This is a genomic window from bacterium SCSIO 12827 (assembly GCA_024397995.1).
Lineage (GTDB): Bacteria > Pseudomonadota > Alphaproteobacteria > Rhodospirillales > Casp-alpha2 > UBA1479.
The window spans coordinates 1,565,391-1,592,384 of record CP073746.1 but is presented as its reverse complement, the minus strand read 5'-3'; the positions used below and the strand labels follow the sequence as shown (position 1 = coordinate 1,592,384).

Here is a 26,994-nt window from a genome sequence, read left to right as displayed (position 1 = left end):
GCCGGCGCTTAACGGGCAACCGGCATTCTCAACGCACAAGAAAAGAGGCCGGACGCATGACGCGCCCGGCCTTTTCAGTTACCTGATCTAAGAGGGGTGTGGTCAGGTGTCGTCGATATTCACGGTGAACCCGTCGTCGCTCTGCGTTACGGAATAGCCTTCCGACGCATCGCCGTCGCCGTTGCGATCGAGGTCGTCGAACTTCACGCCCTCCAGGGTCACGGACATGTCGTCCTTGCCCGCGAAGGAGATGACCGCGTCGCCTTCTTCGTTCTCCGAGAAGATCATATCGTTCATGTCGAACTGCTCGCCTTGGAATTCGAGCGTATCCTGCAGCATGATGTCTTCGATGATGTCATGGCCGCTATCGGCATCGAAAATGAAGGTGTCGTTGCCTGAACCGCCGTTCAGAACATCGTTCCCAGCACCGCCGAACAGAACGTCATTGCCCGAGCCGCCTTCCAGGTAATCGTCACCGAGACCACCAAACAACTGGTCATGGCCGTCCCCGCCTTCGATCTCGTCATTGCCCGAGCCACCATAAAGCAGGTCGTTTCCGTCATTGCCTTCGATCTCGTCGTCGCCGGAGCCGCCATGAACCGTGTCATGGCCCGAGCCGCCCTCGATCTCGTCATCGCCGGAACCACCGTAGAGCAGGTCGTTGCCGTCGTTGCCTTCGATCTCGTCGTTGCCGGCGCCGCCATAGACCGTGTCGTGGCCCGAGCCACCTTCGATCTCGTCGTTGCCGGAACCGCCGTACAGCAGATCGTTGCCGTCATTGCCTTCGATTTCGTCATTGCCGGAACCGCCGTAGACCGTGTCATGGCCTGTGCCGCCTTCGATGTCATCGTTGCCGGCGCCGCCATACAGCAGATCGTTGCCGTCATCGCCTTCGATCTCATCGTTGCCGGAACCGCCCTGAATCTCGTCGTTGCCGGTGCCGCCTTCGATTTCGTCATTGCCGGAACCGCCGAACAGCAGATCGTTGCCATCGCCGCCTTCGAGCTCGTCATTGCCCGAGCCACCGAAGAACGTGTCGTTGCCCCAGCTGCCGGTCAGTTCATCATTGCCGGCACCGCCGTACAGCGTATCTCCGCCGCCGCCGGTGTTGAGATCATCGTTCTTTGTGCTGCCGGCGTAGGTCTGGGCCTGATAGTTGCCGGTCCAGTCGTCGCTCGAATTGTCATTGCCGACCATTTCATCGTTGTTGTTATCTTCACCGTCCATGTCCAGACCGTCGAAATCTTCCTCGACAGGTTCGGGCTCCGGTTCCGGTTCGGGCGCAACAACCGCCGCCGCCGCAACCACAACCGCGGCCGAGGTGGCCATGGAGTTGTTGGACTGTTCTGTCGCCGTCGCCGTGAAGGTCAGATCAAAGCCTTCGACTTCGTCTTCGAAAGGCACCGAAAGGCTGAGGCCCTCCAGATCGCCGCCAGACACCGTCCAAGTGCCGTCACCGTTGTCCGTGCCGGCGGACAGGCTGGCCCCTTCGGGCACGCCGCCGATGGTCACGGACAGATTTTCCGAACCGTCGGTATCTGCAAGGCCGGCGACGATGTCGATGGGATATTCGGCCACATCAGGCGTGCCGCCCTGTGTTTCAAAGCTGATCGAGTTGATCAAATAGTCATCACCACTATCCGGCGCCGAGAACACGATCTGATCGAAGGTGCCACCGTCCGTCGCGGTCAGGGCGACCGGATCATCGATATTGTCGGTCACACCGTTGATCGTACCCGAACCGACTTCGACGCCATCGCGGAACAATTTGAATTCCGCCTGTTCACCGGAATGCATCCAGGCGAAGGCCACGTCGGCCGAGGACACATCATCGTCGAAGCTGACGATCAGTTCCTCGGACACATCGTGCTGGCTGTCGTACCCCAACTCGCTGTCGTCACCCGACGCACTGCCGGCAACGCCAAAGCCGAGCGGCGAGCCGTTGGTCGAGACATTATCCGCCGAAGGTTCGGACAACGTTCCGTTGGAATTGATCGACCGGGCCGTGATCGAGAAGCCGGCATCGCTTTCGCCGAAGTTGGCGGAACTGATAGTCACCGTTTCGGCGCCCCCTTCCGTACCTTCGGTGATGACCGGATCGCCGATCGTCACGCTGGTAATCGTCGGCACGTCGGCCAGGGCCGAGACGTCGATGTCGATCGTTGAGGTCGTGGTTGTCGTCGCACCACCGTTCTGTTCGGTCGAGGTTGCGGAAACCGTCAGTTCGATATCGGCGTCCGAATTGGTCGGCGGGGTCAGGGACAGATTGTCCGGAACCACACCGTCCGCGAAGGTGATTTCGCCGTTTTCGACCGTCAGAACCGTATTACCCGACTTCAGCACCGCACCATCCGGAATACCCGACAGCGTTACGCTGAGGGTTTCCGAACCGTCCGTATCGGTCAGGGCGGCAGCAATGTTGAGCGCCACCGCGACGTCTTCCGTGGTCGGCGCCTGTTCCGTCACCGTCAAGGTCGGGGCTTCCGCCTCGTTGTCATTGTTGATGTCGACGTTGAGTGTCGTCGAATGGGTCTCGGACGCACCGTCGCTTTCCGTGACCGTGGTTTCCACGCCGATCTGGAAGCTTTCCAGGGGCTCGGCAGCCGCCGGCGTGCCTTCGACCTTCAGATTGTCCATCTTGTAGACTTCGTCCGAAGACGTGGTCTTAACCTCCATGCGGATGATCAGCTCGTCGCCCTCGGGAATGTTGTCGAGGGTGAAGGTCGTGTTGCACACGTCGCCGTTCTCAGTCATCAGCTCGTGCTCGACGCCGTCGACCACCGCGATCACGCGGAAGAAATCGGCGTAGGTACCGCTTGAGTCGAGCCCCCCGTCGCCATCCAGCTTGAAGCTGAAGGTCACGTCTTCCTGACCAGAGATATCGATCGCGGCACTGTTCCAGGTCATGAATGCGTCTTCGCCGTCATAGCCGTTGGTATCGGACTTGGAGAACTCATACCGGTCGTCATCAACACCGTGATAGCTGCTGGTGTCGGAATTCGATGCATCGGTCGAGAAGCCATTGGCCCCGCCGGCGCTGGTCGCCCCATCGGACAGGCTGTTGAAGTTCTGGGAATAGAGGGTCTGCGGTTCGCCGCCGCCTTCGCCTTCGACCGTTTCCGGCAGGCTGATGGTCAGATTGTCGAGGTCACCGCCGGATAGCGTCCAGTTGCCGGTCCCTTCGTCGAAGGTGCCGTGGTTCAGGGTCGCCCCCTCGGGGATGCCCGTCAGGGTCACGCTGACCGTTTCCGAGCCGTCCAGATCCGTCAGACCGACATCAATGCTGAGCGGCAGTTCCGTGCCCGCCTCACCGGCGGCATCCTGGGTTGCCACCGTGAAGTCGTCGACCACCCCGGTCACGTCCACGTCGATGGTCGCCGAGGTCGTCGTCGTATCGCCGCCGTTGGCTTCCGTCGAGGTCGCCGACACCGTCAGCTGGAAGTCGTCGTTGGAATTGGTCGGCGGCTGGATCGTCAGACCTTCGGGGATGATGCCGTCGGCGAAGGTGATCTCTCCACCGGAGACATCCAAGGGCTGACCGCCCGCCCGCAGCACGGCACCTTCCGGGATGCCCGACAGCGTCACGCTGAGGGATTCCGAGCCGTCCGTATCGGTCAGGGCCGCGGCGATATCGAGCGCAATCGCCGTATCTTCGTCACCAGCCGCGTCAGAGACCGTCAAGGTCGGTGCTTCCGCCTCATTGTCGTTGTTGATGTCGACGTTCAAGGTGGTGGACTGGGTTTCAGACGCCCCATCGCTTTCCGTGACCGTCGTTTCCACGCCGATCTGGAAGCTTTCCAGGGGCTCGGCCGCGGCCGGTGTGCCGACCACGGAGACGTTGTCCATCGAGAAGTATTCGTCGCCCGAGGTCGTCTTCGCTTCCATCCGGATGATCAGTTCGTTACCTGCCGGAATATCGGAGATTTCGAAATGTCCGTTAGCGAAATTTCCGTCCTTGACGAGAACTTCATGCTCAACCCCATCGACCACGGCGATGACCGTGAAGAAGTCGTGGTAGGAGCCACTTTCTTCCAAGTCCCCATGCGCCTGCAGGTCGAACGAGAAGGTAACGTCTTCCTGGCCCGAGATGTCGATGGGCGCGCTGTTCCACTGATTGACGTCGCTGTCGTCGTAAGCGTCACTGGTCGATTGCCCGAAGTAATAAGCATCGCCGTAGACCCCGTGGACGCCTTTAATGTCGGCGGCCGAACCGTCGGTGGTGAACCCGTTGGCACCGCCGGCACTCTGCGAGTAATTGCTCAGGTCATTGAAATTCTGGGAATAGAGGGAAACAGGCTCGCCGCCGCCCTCGCCTTCGACCGTTTCCGGCAGGCTGATGGTCAGACCATCCAGGTCATCGCCGGACAGGGTCCAGTTGCCCGAACCCTCGTCGAAGGTGCCGTGGTTGAGCATCGCGCCCTCGGGGATGCCCGTCAGGGTCACGCTGACCGTTTCAGAGCCGTCCAGGTCCGTCAGATCAACCGAGATGTCGAGCGGCAGGGCATCGCCGCCCGCACCTGCGGCATCGCTGGTCGCGACCGTGAAGTCGTCGACCACACCCGTTACATCCACGTCGATGGTCGCCGTGGTGGTCGCCGTGGCGCCGCCGTTGGATTCCGTCGAGGTCACGGAAACCGTGATCTCGAAATCCTCGTTGGAATTGGCCGCCGGAGTCACTTCCAGGTCGACCAGATCCGACAGTTCAACCGACCAATCGCCGGTGACTTCGTCGAGGGTTCCGTGGTTCAAGGTGGCCCCCGTCGGAATGCCCGACAGCGTGATCGAGGTGATTTCTTCCGACCCATCCAGGTCGGTCAAGGCCGCGGTGATGTCGAGCGCAATCGGCGTGTCCTCCAAGCCCGCGGCGTCGGACACGGTCACCGTCGGCGCCGAGGCGTCGTCTTCAGCCGCGACCGTCACCAACAGGTTCGCTTCGGTCGAGGAATAGCTGATCGCCCCCGTGTCGGGGTCCGTATCGGCGGCCGTGGCGGTGATTTCCAGATTGAAGTCCTCGACCGGCGCCGCGACGGCCGTCGTCGTGCCTTCGACCGACAGATTGTCCATCTTGTAGACTTCGTCACTGCCCGTGGTTCGCACTTCCATCTTGATGACGAGGGAGTCGCCCTGGGGAATATCGTCCAGCGTGATGGTCGACCAGTTATCCAGGTCGCCGTTGTGAGTCATCAATTCATGTTCGACACCGTCTACCACGGCGATAACCTTGAAGTAATCGGCGGCAGACCCGCTGCTCTCCATATCGCCGTAGCCCTTCAGGTTGAAGGAGAAGGACACGTCTTCCTGGCCCGAAATGTCGATATCGGCGCTCGACCAGGTGGAGACGTTGCCGCCCACCGGGTTCTGGAATTCGAACCGGTCGTTATCGACGGCCGTGCGGTCGTCATTGCCTGAATAACCGCCGGTGGAGGAGAAGCCGTTGTCGCCCCCGGCAGAAGTAGTGCCGTCGGACAGGCTGTTGAAATTCTGCGAATACAGCGTCGAGGTCGTGCTTTCGCCGGACGGCAGGGTCATGGTCAGATCCTGCAGGTCGTCGCCGGACAGGGTCCAGGACCCGTCGCTGTTCTTCTCGCCGCCGCTCAGCGTCACGCCTTCCGGGATCCCCGAGATGGTCACGGTCAGTTCTTCCGAACCGTCCAGATCGCCCAGCTGCGCGGAAATATCGAGCGGCACAGTGGTGGCGCCGTCATCAATCGTCGCATCGGAAACATCGAGAGCCACCGTATCGGCGACTGCCGCCACGGCAACATTGATCGTGCCCGTGGTGGTCGAGGTATCACCGCCGTTTTCTTCCGTCGACGTCGCGGAGACCGTGATGTCGAAGTCGGCACCGGAATTGGCCGGCGGTTGGATCGTCAGATTTTCAGGCACCACGCCATCGGCGAAGGTGATGGACCCATTATCAACCGTCAAGATGGTGTCGCCGGACTTGAGAACCGCACCGTCGGGAATTCCCGACAGAGTCACGGTCAGGGATTCCGAGCCATCCGTATCGGTCAGGGCCGCTGCGATGTCGAGCGGGATGGTCCCGTCTTCGAGACCCGCAGCGTCGGAAACGGTCAGCGTCGGGTCAGAGGCCTCGTTGTCGAACACCGGCACGTCCACGCCGACGTTGGTCGATACGGTGGCCGTGTCGCCGTCGGCTTCCGTCGCCGTCGCCGTGACATGCAGGTCGAAATTTTCCGAACCCGCAGGCACCGTCAGGGTGATGCCCTGAAGCTGCGTGCTGGTCAGATCGACACCGCTGGTCGGGCTGGTGATCGTGAATTCAGTTCCATCGACAAGCGTCACAACCGAACCGGCAGGCATGCCGCTGAGCGTCGCCGAAAGGGTTTCGGAGCCGTCCGTGTCCGTCAGCAGAGCGTTGACGTTCAAAGGATATTCAACGAATTCCGGACCGCCCGTACCCGGCTGGGTCGGAACCGTATCGACCTGGATATGAATATCGTTGAAGTCGTTATCACCGCCGCCGACCAGATCTTCCCAGCTCTGGTTACCCGGCGCACTGGTGTCCTGGGTGTAGTCGAAGTTGCCTTCGTTGAGCGTCGGATCGTCGAACAACACCGGGTCGCCCTCACCGGACAGAACCTGACCGTTGGGACCGACCACATGCCAGTTGCCGTCCTGCCCCTGGGTGAAAGTGACATTCATGCCGTCGGACAGGTTGTTGTTCAGGCCATCACCGTTCGGGATGACGAAGAAGCCGATATCTTCCGGGTCGACACCATCCAGGGTGAACGTATCACCCACGCTGTCCTTTACGTCAGCCCAGATGATCTGGCCCGACTGCGGTGCGCCGTCCTCGCCGATGACATAATAGCCGTAGGTGTTGTGGTAACCGGCTTCGCCCTGTGCCGCGTTGGTAATCGTCACGCTGCCCGGAACTTCTTCCGAGCCGCCCGTGGGCACGCCTGCGCCCAGATCAACCGACAGGGTCGGGGCATCGGCAACGCCGCTTACGGCGACGTTGAGAGTCGAAGTGGTAGAGGCCGTCGAGCCGTCGACTTCCGTCGAAGTCGCGGTCACCGTCAGCGCCATGTCGACGTCGGAGTTCGCCGACGGCTGGATGGTCAGGTTGTCCGGCACCACGCCGTCTTCAAAGGTGATGGCGCCGTTTTCGACCACCAGGGTGGTATCGCCAGATTTCAGGACCGCGCCGTCCGGAATGCCGGAGATCGTGACGCTCAAGCTTTCGTCGGCATCGGTCAGGGCCGCGTCAATGGTCAACGGAATGGCGTTGTCTTCCGCGCCGGAGGCATCGGACACGTTCAGTTCCGGTGCATCGGCGACCGGATCCGGCACATCAACCCCGACAATCGTGCTGACGCTGGCCGTATCGCCGTCGTTTTCCGTCGCCGTCGCCGTGACGGACAGGTTGAAGTCCGTGGCATCAGCCGGGACCGTCAGGGTGATGCCCGTCAACTGTCCGGCCGTCAGATCGAATTCATCACCCGTGCCGGTCGAGGTAAAGACCGTGCCGTCGGCCAAGGTCAGGACCGCGCCCTCGGGCACGCCTGAAATGGTCGCCGAAAGGGTTTCCGAACCGTCGATGTCGGTTAAAGCGGCATTAATGTCGAGCGGATACTCGACGACATCCACCCCACCCGGGGTTTCAAACTGGACAAGATCTTCGTTGCCGACAAAGGTCCCGTCGCCAAAGGCGATGGCTTCAACGTTGTTGATGGTCAGCGTCTGACCCGTATCTTTATCAAACACCTGGGTGTTGATCTTACCGTTGTTGTCGGTGAAGTTCCGGAACTCATAGTGATCCGAATCCTTGCCCAGGTAGACCACATCTCCGCCACCATTGGTTTGACCGGCGCCGTTGATCGATGCGTTGCCGGTGATATCGCCGTTGATGGTGACGCTGTCGTTGCCGCCGCCCAGATTGATATTAGTGCCGCCGCCGACGTCACCGTTGATGACAAGCGTGTCGTTACCGCCGCCCATGGTGAAGGATTCATTCATGCGCAGGTCACGGTCGACGACCCAGACGTCATCGCCACCGCCCGCGGTGTGGTTCTGGGCATTGCTGTCAACGAACTGATTCTGCAGGTTTGAGCCGTCGCCAACGTAACCGCCGGACCCGTTCGAACCACCGGAACCGCCGGAACCACCAGTGGTCGTCGGCACACCTTCTCCCAGGGTAACGCTGAGCGTCGGGGCATCGGCGTCGCCGGTCACGGCGACGTTGAGGGTCGAGGAGGTCGAGGCCGTCGAGCCGTCGGATTCCGTGGAGGTCGCCGTCACCGTCAAGGTGAAGTCCTCGTTGGAATTCGGCGCCGGTGTGACGGTCAGGCCGCCCAGTTCAGCAGGATCAACGGTCCAAGTATCCGTTTCGGCATCGTAGCTACCGGCGGACAGGGTGGCACCTTGGGGCACACCCGTGATCGTCACCGACAGGGTTTCGCTGGCGTCGGTCAGAGCCGCCCCAATGTCTAGGGCGATGGGCAGGTCTTCCGTGCCGGCGGAATCAGCCAGTTCCAGGGTCGGCGCATCCGCTTCGGGGTCGACACTGACGGTCATGGCACCTTCAACCGAACTGGTCGTCACCGCACCCGTGTCCGGATCGGTATCCAGCGACGTCGCGACGACGTTCAGGGAGAAGTCCGCATCGGAATTCTCCGGCGGCGTGATGGTCAGGCCTTCAAGCTGATCACCAGCGAACAGGAAGGTGGTGTTCTCCGGCGTCGCCGTAAAGGACGAACCGTCCGCCAGGGTCAGAACCGCACCCGGGGGCACGTCGGAAATGGTGATGCTGAGAACTTCCGAGCCGTCGGTATCGTTCAAACCGGCCGAGATGTTCAACGGGATCGCCGCATCTTCGCTGCCGGTGACGCTGTCGACAGTCAACGTCGGCACATCGGCCACGGCATCGACACCCACGTTGATCGTACCGGTCGCGGGATCGGACGTGCTGTTACCGTCTGTGGTGACGACAGAGACGTTCAGCGGGAAATCGGCGCCGCTGTTGGCGGGCGCTTTGATTTGCAGACCGGCAAGGTCCGCTTCGCTCAGCACCGCGACGCCGTCGGTCACGTTGATCGGACCGTTGGCGTTTGACAGCACCGCACCCTGCGGAATGCCGGACAGGGTGATTTGCGCCGTTTCGCTTTCGTCCGCCTTGTCGATGGTGATCGGCAGGTCGATGAACGTGTCTTCGTCGCCCTGGGCGCTGCCCAAGGTGACCGCAGCACCGTCGGCACCGCCGCTCACATCGACACTGATGGTACCGGTGGCGGTTTCGGACACATCGCCTTCATCGGTGGTCGTGGCCGACACGGTGATATCGAAATTGCCCGCGAAGTCAGTCGGCGGCGTGATTTCCAGGCCGTCCAGTTCGCCCTCGCCCAGGGTCACGGAGCCGTTGACGATTTCAAGGGGCTCGCCGTTGCGGGTCAGCACCGCACCTTCGGGAATGTTGGACAGGGTAACGGACAAGGTTTCCGAACCGTCGGTGTCCAGTTCCGTGACATTGATGGTCAGCGGGATCGCCGTGTCTTCAGCGCCGGAAGCCGTCGTGTCGGTCACCTGGGCGCCGTCAGCGACGCCCTGAACGGTGACGTCCAGAGTGGCCGGTGCCGAGGTCGCCGTGGTGACGTCGCCCGTATCCGGATCGGTTTCCGTGGCCGTGGCGGTGATCGTCAGCTGGAAATCGTCGCTGCTGTCGGTCGCCGGCGTGATCGTCAGGCCTTCGAGCTGCGCTGGCGTCAGGGTGACGCTGTTGCTGGTTTCCGAAGCGGTAAAGGTCAGGCCGCCCGGCAGGGTCAGGGTCGCACCAGCCGGAATGCCGGAGATCGTAACCCCCGTCACCTCGCCATTGATGTCCTGGGCCGCGGCTTCGGCATCGATGTTCAGCGCGATCGCCGTGTCTTCGTCACCTGCCGCCGCATCGACGGTCAGCGTCGGGGCATCGGCCTGCGATGCGACGGAGACGTCGATGGTCGCCGTCTGCGACGCCGTGTCGCCGCCGTCCGCTTCGGTCGAGGTCGCGGTCACGGTCAGCTGGAAATCTTCGCCACTGTCGGCGCCCGGGGTCACGGACAGACCGTCGAGGTCGCCCGAGGACAGAGTCCAGGTGCCGTCTTCGTTCTTCGTCCCGGCGGACAAGGTCGCGTCCGCGGGCACGCCCGAGATCGTGATGCTGAGGCTTTCCGAACCGTCGATATCGGTCAGGGACGAGGCGATGTCGAGCGCGATCGGCCCGCCGTCTTCCGTGCCGGAAACGGCGCTGTCGACCGTCAGGGTCGGCACGTCGGCGACGCCGTCGACACCGACGGCAATGGTGCCGGTGGCGGGGTCGGAGACCGAGGTTCCATCCGTCGTCACGACGGAAACGCCGAGGTTGAAATCAACGTCGCTGTTGGCAGCCGGCTTGATCTGCAGGCCAGCAAGGTCCGCTTCGGTCAGCACCGCGACGCCGTCAACCACGGAAATCGGACCGCTGGTGTTGGACAGGATCGCCCCTTCCGGAATACCGGAGAGCGTAATTTCCGCCGTTTCGCTGTCGTCCGCCTTGTCGATGGTGATCGGCAGGGCGATGCCCGTGTCCTCATCGCCCGAGGTATCGGCGACGTTCAAGGCCGCGCCATCGGCCTGACCAATCACGTCGATGGACACGGTGCCCAGCGCCGTTTCGGACACATCGCCTTCGTCCGTCGTGGTGGCCGAAACGGTCAGGTCGAGATCGCCTGAGAAATCGGCCGGCGGCAGGATTGCCAAGCCGTCCAATTCGCCTTCACCCAAGGTCACCTGGCCGTCGACGATTTCAAGCGCTTCGCCGTTGCGGGTGATCACCGCGCCCTCGGGAATGTTCGACAGGGTCACGGACAGGGTTTCCGAGCCGTCGGTGTCCAGTTCGGACACATCGACCGTGAACGGAATGGCCGTGTCCTCAACACCGGTGGCCGTGGTGTCGGTCACTTGCGCGCCGTCGGCGAGGCCCTGAACGGTAACGTCAAGGGTGGCCGGTGCCGAGGTCGTCGTCGTAACCGCGCCGGTTTCCGGATCAGTTTCCTGGGCCGTCGCGGTGACCGTCAGCTGGAAATCGTCGCTGCTGTCGGCCAATGGCGTGATGGTCAGGCCTTCGAGCTGCGCCGGGGTCAGGGTGACGCTGTTGCTGGTTTCCGAAGCGGTAAAGGTCAGGCCACCCGGCAGGGTCAGGGTCGCACCGGCCGGAATGCCAGAGATCGTGACTCCCGTCACCTCGCCATTAATGTCCTGGGCCGCGGCTTCGGCATCGATGTTCAGCGCGATGGCCGTGTCTTCATCACCTGCCGCCGCATCGACGGTCAGCGTCGGCGCATCGACCTGCGCCGCAACGGATACGCCGAGCGCAACCGGGGCGGACGTCGCCGTCGTCACCGTACCCGTTTCCGGATCGGTTTCCTCGGCCGTCGCGATGACGGAAAGCGAGAAGTCCTCATCAAAGTCTTCCGGCAGAGAGACGGTCAGGCCTTCCAGATCGGCCGGCGTCAGGGTCCATTCACCCGTTTGGGCATCGAAGGTCCCGGCGGACAAGGTCGCCCCTTCCGGCACGCCGGTGATGGTCACGGAAACAACCTCACCGTTGATGTCCTGGGCCGCTGCCGCCGGATCAATATCCAGCGCGATGGGACCACCGTCTTCCGTGCCCGAGGCATTGCTGACGTCAACCGTCGGTGCATCCGCCACGGCATCGACCGAGACCGTCAAGGACACAGGGTCACTGGTGGCGGTGGAAAGTTCGCCGGTTTCCGGATCGGCGCCCTGGGCCGTCGCGGTGACGGAAAGCGCGAAGTCCGTATCGAAGTCTTGCGGCAGGGAGATGGACAGCCCTTCGACCATTTCCGGCGTCAGGTTGACGGAAGTATTCCCCTCCGTTGCCGTGAACTGGAAACCGCCGCCCAGGTTCAGGGTGGCGCCGACCGGAATGTCGGAGATCGTGACGGACGTCACCTCGCCCGCGATGTCACCGGCCGCCGTGGCCGGATCGATGTTCAGCGGAATGGCCCCGCCGTCTTCGACACCCGAAGCCGCGTCGACGGCAACCGTCGGCGCATCGACCTGCGCGATGACGGAAACGTCCAGATCCACCGGCGCGGAGGTCGCCGTGGTGACGGCGCCCGTTTCCGGATCGGTTTCCTGGGCCGTGGCCGAGACCTGCAGGGTGAAGTCCGTATCGTAATCTTCCGGCAGGGAGACCGTCAGCCCCGCGACGTCGGCCGCATCGACCGTCCATTCGCCCGTGTCGGCGTTGAAGGCGCCGGCTGACAGGGTCGCGCCTTCGGGCACGCCCGTGATGGTCACGGACACGACCTCGCCGTTGATGTCTTCGGCTGCCGCCTGCGGATCGACGTTCAGGGCGATGGGGCCGGCATCTTCCGTGCCGGACGCATTTTCCACGCCGACCGTCGGAGCATCGGCAACGGCACCGACTTCAACGGCAAGCGACACCGGGTCGCTGGTCGAGGTCGTGACGGCACCGGTATCCGGGTCCACTTCCTGGGCCGTGGCGGAAACCTGAAGCGAGAAGTTTTCGTCGAAATCTTCCGGCAAATCGATGGACAGGTTTTCAACCATGGCCGGGGTCAGGTTGACGGAGGTGTTGCCTTCCGTCGCCGTGAACTGGAAACCGCCGCCCAGGTTCAGGGTGGCGCCGACCGGGATGTCGGAAATGGTGAACCCGGTCACTTCGCCCTGCACGTCCTGGGTCGCTGCCGCTGCGTCGATGTTCAGCGCGATGGGTCCGCCGTCTTCAAGGCCCGAGGCCGCATCGACGGTCACTGTCGGGGCATCGGCCTGCGATGCGACGGAGACGTCGATGGTCGCCGTCTGCGACGCCGTGTCACCGCCGTCCGCTTCGGTCGAGGTCGCGGTCACGGTCAGCTGGAAGTCTTCACCGCTGTCAGTACCCGGGGTCACGGACAGACCGTCCAGATCGCCCGAGGACAGAGTCCAGGTGCCGTCTTCGTTCTTCGTACCGGCGGACAGGGTCGCATCCACGGGCACGCCCGAGATCGTGATGCTGAGGCTTTCCGAACCGTCGATATCGGTCAGGGACGAGGCGATGTCGAGCGCGATCGGCCCGCCGTCTTCCGTGCCGGAAACGGCGCTGTCGACCGTCAGGGTCGGCACGTCGGCGACGCCGTCGACGCCGACGGCAATGGTGCCGGTCGCCGGATCGGAGGTCGAGGTTCCATCCGTCGTCACGACGGAAACGCCGAGGTTGAAATCAACGTCGCTGTTGGCAGCCGGCTTGATCTGCAGGCCGGCAAGGTCCGCTTCGGTCAGCACCGCGACGCCGTCAGTTACGTTGATCGGGCCGTTGGCGTTGGACAGGATCGCCCCTTCCGGAATACCGGAGAGCGTAATTTCCGCCGTTTCGCTGTCGTCCGCCTTGTCGATGGAGATTGGCAGGGCAATGCCCGTGTCTTCGTCGCCCGAGGTATCGGCGACGTTCAGGGCCGCACCATCGGCTTGGCCAATCACGTCGATGGACACGGTGCCCAGCGCCGTTTCGGACACATCGCCTTCGTCCGTCGTGGTGGCGGAAACGGTCAGATCGAGATCACCGGAGAAATCGGCCGGCGGCAGGATTGCCAAGCCGTCCAATTCGCCTTCACCCAGGGTGACCTGGCCGTCGACAACCTCAAGCGCTTCGCCATTGCGGGTGATGACCGCGCCCTCGGGAATGTTCGACAGGGTCACGGACAAGGTTTCCGAGCCGTCGGTGTCCAGTTCGGACACATCGACCGTGAACGGAATGGCCGTGTCCTCAACACCGGTGGCCGTGGTGTCGGTTACCACAGCACCATCGGCGACGCCCTGAACGGTCACATCTAGGGTGCCCGTGGTCGTGGCGGTCGTATCACCGTCTTTCGAGGTCGCCGTAACCGTCAGCTGGAAGTCGTCGGCACTGTCGGTCGGCGGGGTGATGTAAATCTGGCCGCCGATCAGGCCCGGCGGAATGTTCGCGACACCGTCGACCACATTAACCGGAACCTGCTGGCCGCCCGGATTGGTGATGGTCAGCGTGGCGTCGGCGGGAATGCCGGAGATGCTGAGACCCAGCGTTTCCGAACCGTCGGTAACGGTCGCCGAAATATCAAGCGGAATGGCCGTGTCTTCGTTGCCGAGCGCGTCACTCAGATCCAGGTCCGGTCCGTCGGCCACACCGGTCACATCAATGGACACGGTGCCCAGCGCCGTTTCGGAAACGTCGCCTTCGTCCGTCGTGGTCGCAGAGACGGTCAGGTCGAGATCGCCCGAGAAATCGGCCGGCGGCAGGATCGCCAGACCGTCCAGTTCGCCCTCGCCCAGGGTGACCTGGCCGTCAACGATTTCAAGCGCTTCGCCGTTGCGGGTGATGACCGCGCCCTCGGGGATATTCGACAGGGTGACGGAAAGGGTTTCCGAGCCGTCGGTGTCCAGTTCCGTCACATCGACCGTGAACGGAATGGCCGTGTCTTCAGCACCACTGGCCGTGGTGTCGGTCACCTGCGCGCCATCGGCCACGCCCTGAACGGTCACGTCCAGGGTCTTGACCGTATCGATGGACGAGCCGTCGAATTCGGTCGAGGTCGCGGTGACGGTCAGTTGGAAGTCGTCGGCGCTGTCCGTCGGCGGGGTGATCGTCAGGTCGTCGGGCACGACGCCGTCGGCAAAGGTAATCTGGCCGTTTTCAACGGTCAGCACCGTGTCGCCCGATTTCAGCACGGCGCCGTCCGGGATCCCGGAGACCGTCACGCTGAGGGTTTCGCTTTCGTCCGTCAGGGCCGCATCGATGGTCAACGGAATGGCCGTGTCTTCGTCGCCGGTGGCGGGCGACACGTCCAGTTCCGCCGCATCCGCGACAGGGTCTGGAACATCCACCGCCACCGTGGTTCCCACGGTCGCCGTATCGCCATCGTTTTCCGTCGCGGTCGCGGTCACCGACAGGTCGAAGTCCGTCGCCTCGGCCGGCACGGTCAAGGTGATGCCAAGAAGCTGATCGGAGGTCAGATCGAAGCTGTCGTCGGGGCCGGTCGAGGTCAGGACCGTGCCGTCGGCAAGCGTCAGCGTGGCATCGGTGGGCAGGCCGCTGATCGTGGCGCTGAGGGTTTCGGAGCCATCCGTGTCGGTCAGTGCCGCGTTGATGTCGAGCGGATATTCCACCACGTCCGGGCCACCGGGCTGACCCGGGGCCGTGTCCACCTGCATGTTGACGTCATTGAAATTGAAGTCGCCGCCCAAGAACAGGTCTTCCCAGTTCTGGTTACCGGGGCTACCCGTATCCTGGGTGTAGTCGAAGTTGAATTCATTCAGGGCCGGATCGGAAAACAGCACCGGGTCGCCTGCGCCGTGCAAGGGAAGTCCGTTGGGGCCAGCCGCGTACCAGTTTCCGGTGATCGGGCTCTGGGCGAAGGTCACGTCCATGCCGTCCTGAAGGTTCCAGTTCAGGTCGTCGCCGTTGGGAATGACAAAGAAGCCGATGGTGGCGGGATCAACACCGTCCAGGGTGAAGGTATCGCCCACGTCGTTCTTGACGTTGTCCCAGATGACCTTGCCGCTTTGCGGCGTGCCGTCCTCGCCGATGACGTAATAGCCATAGCTGTTGTTATACCCGGCGGTGGCATTACCCATGTTGGTGATGGTGACACTGCCCAGCGTCGCGTCGCCGTTCTCAACCAAGGTGCCTTCACCCAGGTTCACGGACAGGGTCGGAGCGTCGGCAACGCCCGTCACTGCGACGTTCAAGGTCGAGGTGGTGCTGGCCGTGGAACCATCGGATTCCGCCGAGGTCGCCGTCACGGTCAAAGTGAAGTCTTCGTTGGAATTGGTCGGCGGCGCAACGGTCAGGCCGGCCAAGTCGGCAGGATCGACGGTCCAGGTATCGCTCTCGGCATCGTAGGTACCGGCGGAAAGCGTGGCGCCCGCGGGTACGCCCGAGATCGACACGGATAGCACTTCGCTGTCGTCCGTCAGGCCCGCGTCGATGTTCAGGGCGATCGGAAGGTCTTCCGAGCCGGCGGCGTCGGTCAGGGTCAGGGTCGGCGCGTCGGCCTGGGCGTCAACGACGACGTTCATGGTGCCGGTCACGCTTTCCGTTGAAATGTCGCCGGTGTCAGGATCGGTGTCCGTTGCCGTCGCGGTAACGGTCAGTTCGAAGTCCGTATCGTCATTGGTCGCCGGGGTAACGGTCAGGCCCGCCAAGTCGGCGGCGGTCAGAGTCCAGGTGCCGTTTTCAGCGTTATAGGTCCCGTTGTTCAGGGTGGCACCTGCGGGCACGCCGGAGATCGTGACGCTCAGGCTTTCCGAGCCGTCCAGGTCGCCCAGGCCGGCGGAGATGTTCAGCGGGATGGCGCTGTCTTCGGCCCCCGACACGTCACCGATCGTGAGGCTCGGAATATCAGCCACACCGTCGACGCTGACGGAAATGGTGCCCGACGCCACATCGGAAACGGACGTGCCGTCCGTCGTCACGACGGAAACGTTGATCGGGAAATCGGCGCTGCTGTCGTTCGGCGGCAGGATCTGCAGACCGTCCAGGTCCGCTTCACTCAGCACCGCGACACCGGCGGTCACAGTGATCGGACCATTGGCGTTGGACAGCACGGCGCCCTGCGGAATGCCCGACAAGGTGATCTGCGCGGTTTCGCTTTCATCGGCCTTATCGATGGTGATCGGCAGGGCAATGGCCGTGTCCTCATCGCCCGAGGCGGCACCCAGGTTCAGGCCGGCGCCATCGGCGACGCCCGCCACGTCGATGGAGACGGTACCGGTCGAAACGGCGGACACATCGCCTTCATCCGTGGTCGAGGCGGAAACGGTCAGTTCAAGATTGCCCGAGAAATCAGCCGGCGGCAGGATCGCCAGGCCGTCCAGTTCGCCCTCACCCAGGGTGACGGAGCCCTCGACAACTTCAAGCACTTCGCCATTGCGGGTGATGATCGCACCCTCGGGGATGTTGGACAGGGTTACGGAAAGGGTTTCCGAACCGTCCGTGTCCAGTTCGGACACGTCGACGGTGAACGGAACGGCCAGGTCTTCGATGCCGGACGCCGTGGTGTTGCCCACAGCGGCCCCGTCAGCCACGCCCTGAACGGTGACGTCCAAGGTGACCGGATCGGAAGTCGCCGTGGTGACTTCACCCGTATCCGGGTCGGTTTCCGTCGCCGTCGCCGTGACGGTCAATTGGAAATCATCAGCGCTGTCGGCCAGCGGCGTGATGGTCAAGCCTTCCAACTGCGCCGGGGTCAGGGAGACGGTCGAATTGGCATCCGTCGCCGTGAAAGTCAGACCGTTCGGCAGGTTGAGGGTCGCCCCCACGGGGATGCCCGAAATCGTCACCGAGGTGACCTGGCCTTGGAGGTCCTGGCCGGCGGCAGCGGGATCGATGGTCAGCGGAATGGCGGTGTCTTCGTTGCCCAACGCGGCATCAACATCAACTGTCGGCGCATCGACCTGAGCGATGACGGAAACGTCAAGCGCCACCGGATCGGAGGTCGCCGTGGTAACCGCACCGGTTTCCGGATCGGTTTCCTGCGCCGTGGCAGAGACCTCCAGCGAGAAATCGGTGTCGAAATCTTCCGGCAAGGAGACTGTGAGGCCTTCCACATCGGCGGCATCAACCGTCCATTCGCCCGTCTCGGCGTTATAGGAGCCGGCCGACAGGGTCGCCCCTTCCGGCACGCCCGTAATGGTCACGGAGACGATTTCACCATTGATGTCCTGTGCCGCCGCCTGCGGATCAATGTTGAGCGCAATCGGGCCGCCGTCTTCAAGACCGGACGCCGCATCGACCGTAACCGTCGGTGCGTCAGCAACGGCGCCGACCGAAACACCCAGGGAAACAGGCGCACTGGTGGCTTCGGTAACCTCGCCCGTATCCGGGTCCGTTTCCTGCGCCGTCGTCGTGACGGTCAGCGAGAAGTCCGTATCGAAGTCTTGCGGCAGGGAGATCGAAAGTCCTTCGACCTGGGCCGGCGACAGGTCGATCGACGTGTTGCCGTCCGTCGCCGTGAAGGTCAGGCCACCCGGCAGGTTCAGGGTCGCGCCGACGGGAATGTCGGACACCGTGAAGCCGGTAATTTCGCCGTTGATATCCTCGGCCGCCGTGGTGCCGCCGATGGACAGAGGGATGGCCCCGCCGTCTTCCAGACCGGAGGCAGCATCGACCACTGCGGTCGGCGCATCGACTTGGGCGATGACGGAAACCTCAAGCGGTACCGGGGTCGAAGTCGCCGTGGAGATCTCGCCCGTTTCCGGATCGGTTTCCTGGGCGGTGGCCGAAACCTGCAACGAGAAATCGGTGTCAAAGTCTTCCGGCAGGGAGACCGTCAGGCCGTCCACATCCGCCGCATCGACCGTCCATTCGCCCGTATCTGAATTGAACGTACCGGCGGACAACGTGGCGCCTTCCGGCACACCGCTGATGGTCACGGAGACGATCTCGCCGTTGATGTCTTCGGCAGCCGCCTGCGGGTCGATGTTGAGCGCAATCGGGCCGCCGTCTTCAAGACCGGACGCCGCATCGACGGTAACCGTCGGCGCGTCGGCCTGGGCGATGACGGAAACGTCAAGCGCCACCGGTGCGGAGGTCGCCGTGGTGACCTCGCCCGTGTCCGGGTCGGTTTCCTGCGCCGTCGCGGTGACGGTGAGTGAGAAATCGGTGTCGAAATCTTCCGGCAAGGAGATCGAAAGGCCATCGACCAAGGCCGGGTCCAGATCGACAGAGGTATTGCCGTCGGTGGCCGTGAAGGTCAGGCCGCCCGGCAGGTTCAGGGTGGCGCCGACCGGGATGTCGGAGATGGTGAAAGTTGTGATCTCGCCGTTGATGTCCTCCGCCGCCGTGGTGGCGTCGATGGACAACGGAATGGCCGCGCCGTCTTCCAGACCGGATGCCGCTTCGACCGATGCGGTCGGCGCATCGGCCTGCGCGATGACGGAAACGTCAAGCGAAACCGGATCGGAGGTTGCCGTGGTGATGTCTCCGGTTTCCGGGTCGGTTTCCTGTGCCGTGGCCGAAACCTGCAGCGAGAAATCGGTATCGAAGTCTCCCGGCAGGGAGACTGTGAGGCCTTCCACGTCCGCCGCATCGATCGTCCATTCGCCCGTCTCGGCGTTATAGGAGCCGGCAGATAGGGTCGCCCCTTCCGGCACGCCCGTGATGGTCACGGAGATCACTTCGCCGTTGATATCTTCGGCAGCCGCCTGCGGATCGATATTCAGGGAAATCGGGCCGCCGTCTTCCAAACCGGAAGCCGCGTCGACCGTGACCGTCGGTGCGTCGGCCTGGGCAATGACGGAGACATCCAGGGAAACGGGCGCACTGGTGGCTTCGGTAACTTCACCGGTTTCCGGGTCGGTTTCCTGTGCCGTGGCCGAGACCTGCAGCGAGAAATCAGTATCGAAGTCTTCCGGCAGCGAGACCGTGAGGCCTTCCACGTCGGCCGCGTCGACCGTCCATGCGCCGGTATCAGCATTGTAGGAACCGGCCGACAGCGTGGCGCCCTCAGGCACACCGGTGATGGTCACGGAGACCACTTCGCCGTTGATGTCCTGGGCTGCCGCCTGCGGATCGATGTTGAGTGCGATCGGACCACCATCTTCCAGACCCGAAGCCGCATCGACGGTGACCGTCGGTGCATCGGCCTGGGCGATGATGTTCAACGGCACATCGATGGGCGCGGACGTTTCGTAGTCGATGTCACCCGTTTCCGGATCGGTCTGAGAGGCCGTGGCGGAAACCTGCAGGGAGAAGTTCTCATCGAAGTCTTCCGGCAGGTTGAGCTTCACGTCGCCCAAATCTTCGGCAGCGATGGTGAAGGTGCCGTCGCCGTTGTCGGTAACCTGGCCGGACAGGGTGGCACCTTCCGGCAGGCCGCCGATGGTGAAGGAGGCGATTTCCTCGCCCGGCTCCACAGTCACGGCGCTGAACAGGGCACCGACGTCAATGGCGCCGGCGTCTTCGTTGAAGGTCAAGGCATCGGCCCCGGCGGCGGTCACCACCGGCGCTTCCGCATCCGGCGCAACGGTGACGTTCAGAACCTGTTCGCTGGTCGTGGTCTGGGCCACACCGTCGACGGTGGCCACGGATTGGGACGTGGCGCTGACGGTGATCTGCATGTCTTCCGCGCTGTTGGGCGGCGGCAGGATGGCCAGGCCTTCGGGCACGACGCCATCGGCGAAGGTGATGGACCCATCGACAACGTCAAGCGGCACGCCGTCGACGCTCAGCACCGCCCCTTCGGGAATGCCGGACAGGGTCACGCTGAGGGTTTCCGTGCCGTCGGCGACGCTGTCGGCCAGGGAGGCGCTGATCGGCAGGGCCACGGCCACGTCTTCAACCGTGCTGGTGTCGACCGCCGACACGTCCAGGTCGGGCATGGCCGCGTTCAACAGGTCTTCGACCGTGATGGTCAGGTCGCCAAACTGCAGAACCTCGACATCGATCAGGGTGTCGTTGCCATCAAGGTCGCTGCCGCCGACGCTCAACTCACCGCTGTCGCTGTCCAGGTTGACGGTGAATTCTTCGAAATTGTCTTCGAACACGGCGGTATCCGTGCCGTCGCCGCCGATGATCGTGTCATCGCCGCCACCGCCAGTGAGCGTATCGTCGCCAAGACCGCCGGCCAAAACGTTGTCGCCGTCGGAACCGACGATGATGTCGTCCCCGGCGCCGCCGATGACGTTTTCGATGCTGACGAGCGTATCCAGACCGTCGCCGACCGTGGCTTCGCCTTCGCCAAGATCGATGTACAGCGGTGAATTCGGATCCAGGGCCGAGAAATCGACCGTATCGATGCCGTCGCCGCCATCCAACAGGTCGCTTCCGGCGCCGCCGATAAGAATGTCGTTTCCGGCCTCACCGAAAATGGCGTCGTCGCCGTCGGTGCCGGTGATGACGTCATCACCCTCGCCCGCGTAGACGACGGCATCGTCGTCCATCTGGAACGTGTCGTCGCCACCGGTCAGGACGTCGCGGTTGACATCAATATCGATGGTCGCGGTCTGGGTCGCCGTGTCGCCGCCGTCGCCTTCCGTCGAGGTCGCGGTGACGGTCAGCTGAAAATCGGTGTCATAATCATCGGCGACACTGACGGACAGCCCCTCCAGTTCCTGGAGCGTCAGGGTCCAGGTATCGGACTCTTCGTCATAGGTGCCCGCGCTGAGCGTGGCACCGGCGGGCACGCCGGAAATGGACACAGAGAGAGTCTCGGAGCCATCGGTGTCTGTCAGAGCAGAGGAGATATCCAGCGGGATCGCATCGCCGCGGAAGCCGGTTCCCTCAACCGCCGAACCCACTTCCAACGTCGGCACGTCGGCCACGCCGTCGACACCGACGGTGATCGTGCCGGTCGTCGGCTCGGACGTGCTGTCGCCGTCGGTCGTGACAACGGAAACGCCGATCGGCATATCCACATCGCTGTTGGCCGGCGGGGTGATCTGCAAACCTTCCAGGTCGGCTTCGCTGAGGACAACCGTGCCGTCTTCGTTGACGGTGATCGGACCATTGGCGTTGGCCAGAACGGCCCCCTGCGGAATGCCGGACAGGGTGATCTCGGCGGTTTCGCTTTCATCGGCCTTGTCGATGGAGATCGGCAAGGAAATGGCCGTGTCCTCGTCGCCCACAGCCGTATCGAAATTCAGGGCCGCGCCGTCGGCAACACCGGCCACATCGACGGAGATCGAGCCAAGCGCCGCTTCGGACACATCGCCCTCGTCCGTGGTCGTCGCCGACACGGCGATGTCGAAGGCACCGGAGAAGTTGGCCGGCGGCAGAACGGCCAGGCCGTCCAGTTCGCCTTCGGCAAGGGTCACGGTGCCGTCTTCGTTGACCGCCACCGGCTCACCATTGCGCAGGATAACCGCGCCCTGGGGAATGTTGGACAGAGTCACCGACAGAGTTTCCGAACCGTCGGTGTCCAGTTCGGCAACGTCGATGGTGATCGGGATCAGCGTGTCTTCCAAGCCCGTAGCCACCGTGTCGGTGACAACCGCACCGTCGGCGACCCCCGCGACGGTCACGTTCATGATGCCCTGGGTCGTGGCGATAGAGCCGCCGTCCTTCGAGGTTGCCGTCACGGTCAAAGCAAAATCGTCGGAGCTGTCGGTCGGCGGGGTGATGGCGATGTCGCCCCCCACAAGGCCGTTGGGAATTTTCGCGACGCCATCGACAACGTGAACTTGGACCGGATTTCCGGCCGGGTTCGTCACCGTCAGAACGGCGCCGTCAGGGATTCCGGAAATGCTGAGGCTCAGCGTTTCCGAACCGTCCGGCAGGGTGGCCGAAATGTCGAGTGGAATCGCCGTGTCTTCGTTGCCAAGGGCGTCGTTCAGATCCAGTTCCGGCGCATCGGCCACGCCGGTCACGTCAATGGAGACACTCCCCAGCGCCGTTTCCGACACATCACCTTCGTCCGTCGTCGTCGCCGAGACCGTCAGGTCGAGGTTGCCCGAGAAATCGACCGGCGGCAGGATCGCCAAGCCGTCCAGTTCGCCCTCGCCCAAGGTCACCTGACCGTCAACGATTTCAAGCGCTTCGCCGTTGCGAGTAATAACCGCGCCTGCGGGAATATTGGACAGGGTGACGGACAGTGTTTCCGAGCCGTCGGTGTCCAGTTCGGACACATCGAGCGTGAACGGAATCGCAGTATCTTCAATACCCGTGGCGGTCGTGTCGCCAACCTGTGCCCCGTCGGCCACGCCCTGAACGGTGACGTCCAAGGTTACCGGATCGGAAGTCGCGGTGGTGACCTCGCCCGTGTCCGGGTCGGTTTCCTGCGCCGTCGCGGTGACGGTAAGTTGGAAGTCGTCGGCGCTGTCGGCCAGCGGCGTGATGGTCAGGCCTTCAAGCTGCGCCGGGGTCAGCGTCACGCTGGAATTGGTATCGGTCGCCGTGAAAGACTGTCCACCCGGCAGATTCAGGGTGGCGCCGACGGGGATACCGGAAATCGTTACCTCCGTCACCTCGCCGTTAGTATCCTGGGCCGCGGCCTGCGGATCGATGTTCAGCGCGATGGCGGTATCTTCGTTACCGAGCGCGGCTTCGACGTCAACCGTCGGCGCATCGACCTGGGCGATGACGGAAACGTCAAGCGCCACCGGGGTCGAGGTCGCCGTGGTGACTTCGCCCGTTTCAGGGTCGGTTTCCTGCGCCGTGGCCGAAACCTGCAGCGAGAAGTCGGTATCGAAGTCTTCCGGCAGGGAAACTGTAAGGCCGGCGACGTCGGCGGCGGGAACCGTCCACTCGCCCGTCTCCGCATTGAAGGAACCGGCCGACAGGGTTGCCCCTTCCGGTACACCCGTGATGGTCACGGAAACGATCTCGCCGTTGATGTCTTCGGCAGCCGCCTGCGGATCGATATTGAGTGCAATCGGGCCGCCGTCTTCCAAACCGGACGCCGCGTCCACGGTGACCGTCGGCGCGTCGGCCTGGGCAATGATCGAGACACCCAGGGAAACAGGCGCACTGGTGGCTTCGGTAACTTCACCGGTTTCCGGGTCGGTTTCCGTCGCCGTCGCGCTGACGGAGAGCGCGAAGTCCGTATCGAAGTTTTCAGGCAGGGAAATCGACAAACCTTCGACCTGCGCCGGCGACAGGTCGATCGACGTGTTGCCTTCCGTCGCCGTGAAGGTGAAGCCGCCCGGCAGGTTCAAGGTGGCGCCGACTGGGATGTCGGAGACAGTGAAGCCGGTAATCTCGCCATTGATGTCCTCGGCCGCCGTGGCGGCGTCGATGGTCAACGGAATGGCCGCGCCGTCTTCCAGACCGGACACTGCATCGACCGACACGGTCGGCGCATCGGCCTGCGCGATGACGGAAACGTCAAGCGCCACCGGATCGGATGTCGCCGTGGTGACCGCGCCCGTATCCGGATCGGTTTCCTGGGCCGTGGCCGAGACCTGCAGAGAGAAGTCAGTGTCAAAGTCTTCCGGCAAGGTGACGGACAGGCCTTCCAGATCAGCCGCGTAGACCGTCCATTCGCCGGTATCCGCGTTGAAGGTACCGGCGGAAAGCTGCGCGCCTTCGGGCACGCCCGTGATGGTCACGGACACGACTTCGCCGTTGATGTCCTCAGCGGCCGCCTGGGGATCGATATTGAGCGCGATCGAGCCGCCGTCTTCCAACCCGGAAGCGGCGTCAACGGTGACCGTCGGCGCGTCGGCCTGGGAGGCCACGGAAACATCGATGGTTGCGGTCTGGGTCGCGGTGTCGCCGTTTGCTTCCGTCGAGGTCGCGGTTACGGTCAGCGCGAAATCGGCGCCGCTATTCAGGGCCGGGGTTACGGTCAGGCCCTGCAGTTGCGATGGCGTCAGATCGAGCGAGGTATTGCCCTCGGACGCCGTAAAGGAAATGCCGTTGGCCAGCGTAATGGTCGCACCCGGCGGAATGTCGGAAATGGTCACACTGAGCGTTTCCGAGCCGTCCGTATCGGTCAGTGCGGACGAAATATCGAGGGCGATCGGGCCACCGTCCTCGACACCGGACAAGGCGCTGTCGACGACCAAGGTCGGCACATCCGCCACGCCGTCGACGCCGACGTTGATCGTGCCGGTTGTCGGCTCGGACGTGCTGTCGCCGTCTTTCGTGACGACGGAAACGCCGATGGACATGTCCGCATCGCTGTTGGCCGGCGGGATGATCTGCAAGCCTTCCAAATCAGCCTCGGAGAGAACGACCGTGCCGTCTTCATTGACCGTGATCGGGCCATTGGCGTTGGACAATTCCGCACCCTGCGGAATGCCGGAAAGCGTAATCTCGGCGGTTTCGCCCTCATCGGCCTTGTCGATGGAAATCGGCAGGGCGATGGCTGTATCTTCGTTGCCGCTGACATCACCCAATACAAGGGTCGCGCCGTCGGCCAGATTGGCCGGATCAACAACCAAGGACTGCGGGGCCAGCGTCTGGCTGTCGCCATCCCTCTCCGTCGTCGTCGCCGTAACGCTGAGGGTAAATTCATCCTCACCGACCGGCACGATGGTCAGCCCGGTAAGCTGTTCCGGCGACAAGGTAACGCTGGTGTTGCCGTCCGTCGCCGTGAAGGTCAGGCCGCCGCCCAGATTGAGAACCGCCCCGACCGGAATATCACTGATCGTGACGCTGACGGTTTCGCTGCCGTCGGTGTCCGGCGTGGTCCCGGTGATGTTCAACGGCACCGCGCCTGACACTTCGTCGCCGACCGACATGGTCAACGTCGGCGCATCGGCCACGCCCGTCACGTCGACGCTGATGGTCCCCGTGGTCGCATTGGAAATCACGCCGCCTTCGATCGTGGTCGCGGACACACCGATATTGAAGCTGCCGGAATAGTTTTCCGGCGGGGTGATGTTGAGACCGGAGATCTGGGACTCGGTCAAAGTCGCCGACCCGCCCGTTACCGTGATTACAGAGCCGCCGCTGCGCAGGACGGCCCCCTCGGGAATCCCGGTAAGGGTGACCGACAGCGTGTCGTTCGCATCGACCTTGTTGACCGTCAACGGCAGATTGATCACGTTGTCTTCAAGGCCGCTTCCGGCGCCTGCATTGACGGAGGCACCGTCGCCGACGAAGACCTGTTCGGTCTCGCTCGGTTTATTTGCCGAAGCACCGGTGTTGGTCGGTGTCGTCGTATTGTTTTGGGGAGTGGTGTTTTCGCCCAAGCCCGTGTCCTGGGTGTTCGGGGCGAACGGGTCGATTTCGGTCGTGACGTCGGTGAAGTCTTCCTGGAAGCCTTGCTGGCCGCCGGCCTGCGTATCCAAATTGTTCAGATCTTCAGCCGAAGGCTGATCGGTCAAATCGGGCTGCGCATCAAGCTCTGGCGTCGGCTGCTGGGTTTCGTCCTGATTGCCGCCGGCGGCGGTTTCCGTGTTCGCCAGTTCCTCGGCGGACGGCTGATCGTCCTGCTGGCCCTGTTCCTGGTTGGTGCCCTGTTCGATGTCTTCCTGCAGGCCGAAGTGGTTGCCCGAGGTGCGGTCACCATCGGTGGACTCGACCGGCAGGTGCTTCAGGGTGGTGGCGTGGCGTTCGACGATGTCGTCGTCGGTCATGTGGCCGCGCTGGGAAGCCTGGGAATCGTAGCTCGGGATGGAGACGAAATCCCCACCCTGGTTCATCACGACCTGGCCGGAATTGTTTTCGATCACGACTTCGCCGACGAAGCCGTCCGCTTCCTGCATCAGGACGACCTGCATGTCGCCCTCGCCGGCCGGCGGGATTTCGATACCAACCTGGGTGCCGCGGATACCGATGGTGGCGACCGGGGTGTCGATCTTCATGGCATCGGGGTCGGTCTTGGCGACCTGGCCGGACACGAAGGTGAACACACCTTGAACCACGGAAACGTTGAGGGAGCCGTTCTGGGTCGCCGGATCGTAGACCATCTCGTCCAGGACCATCGAGCTGGCTTCACCCATGGAGAAGGTGGTTTCGTCGGCGAGGAGCACGCCGATGGCACCCTTGGGGCCGGTTTCGATGCTGTCACCCTGGTAAACCTGGTCCCCGGCCTGGAGCTGGACGCGGGTTCCGTCGGCGCGGGTCACCCAGACCTCGCCGCTCAGCGTCTTGACCGTGCCGATCGGCGCACCGTCGGTGCCGCCGATCACCTGAGTACCGGACGCGGCATCGGCGAACTGCTGGATCGTGGAGGAATTGGCGCTGTCAGGCGTGCCCGTCAGCTGGACCACCATGTCGCCGGAAAGATTGGCGCCATCAGCGGAGGCAAGCTGCGGCGGCTGGGCCTGCTCGTAATAATCCTCGACCGTGACCTTCGACCCATCAGGGAAGGTCAAAACAAGGTCGGAACCATCAACCGCGAATTCGGCTTCGGATATGGAAAGACCCTCGGGCAGGGTCAAGACATCAGCGCCAGACGCCGACAGGGTGTGGGTCTGGGGGGTGCCACCAGGGGTCTGGGTGGTCTCGGCCATTTTGTCGAACTCCTAACGGATGGCTGCTCCAACATGCCATCACGGAGCCCAAGTCGTTGTTGTTTTTCTTTTTATTTGTAAGCGCAGATATACGCTTCAGACAGGATT

General features: G+C 63.2%; 1 protein-coding gene. It reads right to left on the bottom strand.

The genetic code is table 11. The features are described from left to right. Positions 1 to 102: 102 nt before the first annotated feature. The gene (locus KFF05_07360) at positions 103 to 26,886 is read right to left on the bottom strand and encodes a FecR domain-containing protein (GenBank protein ID UTW53162.1); all 26,784 of its coding nucleotides are present in this window, start codon (positions 26,884 to 26,886) and stop codon (positions 103 to 105) included. Positions 26,887 to 26,994 lie beyond the last annotated feature (108 nt).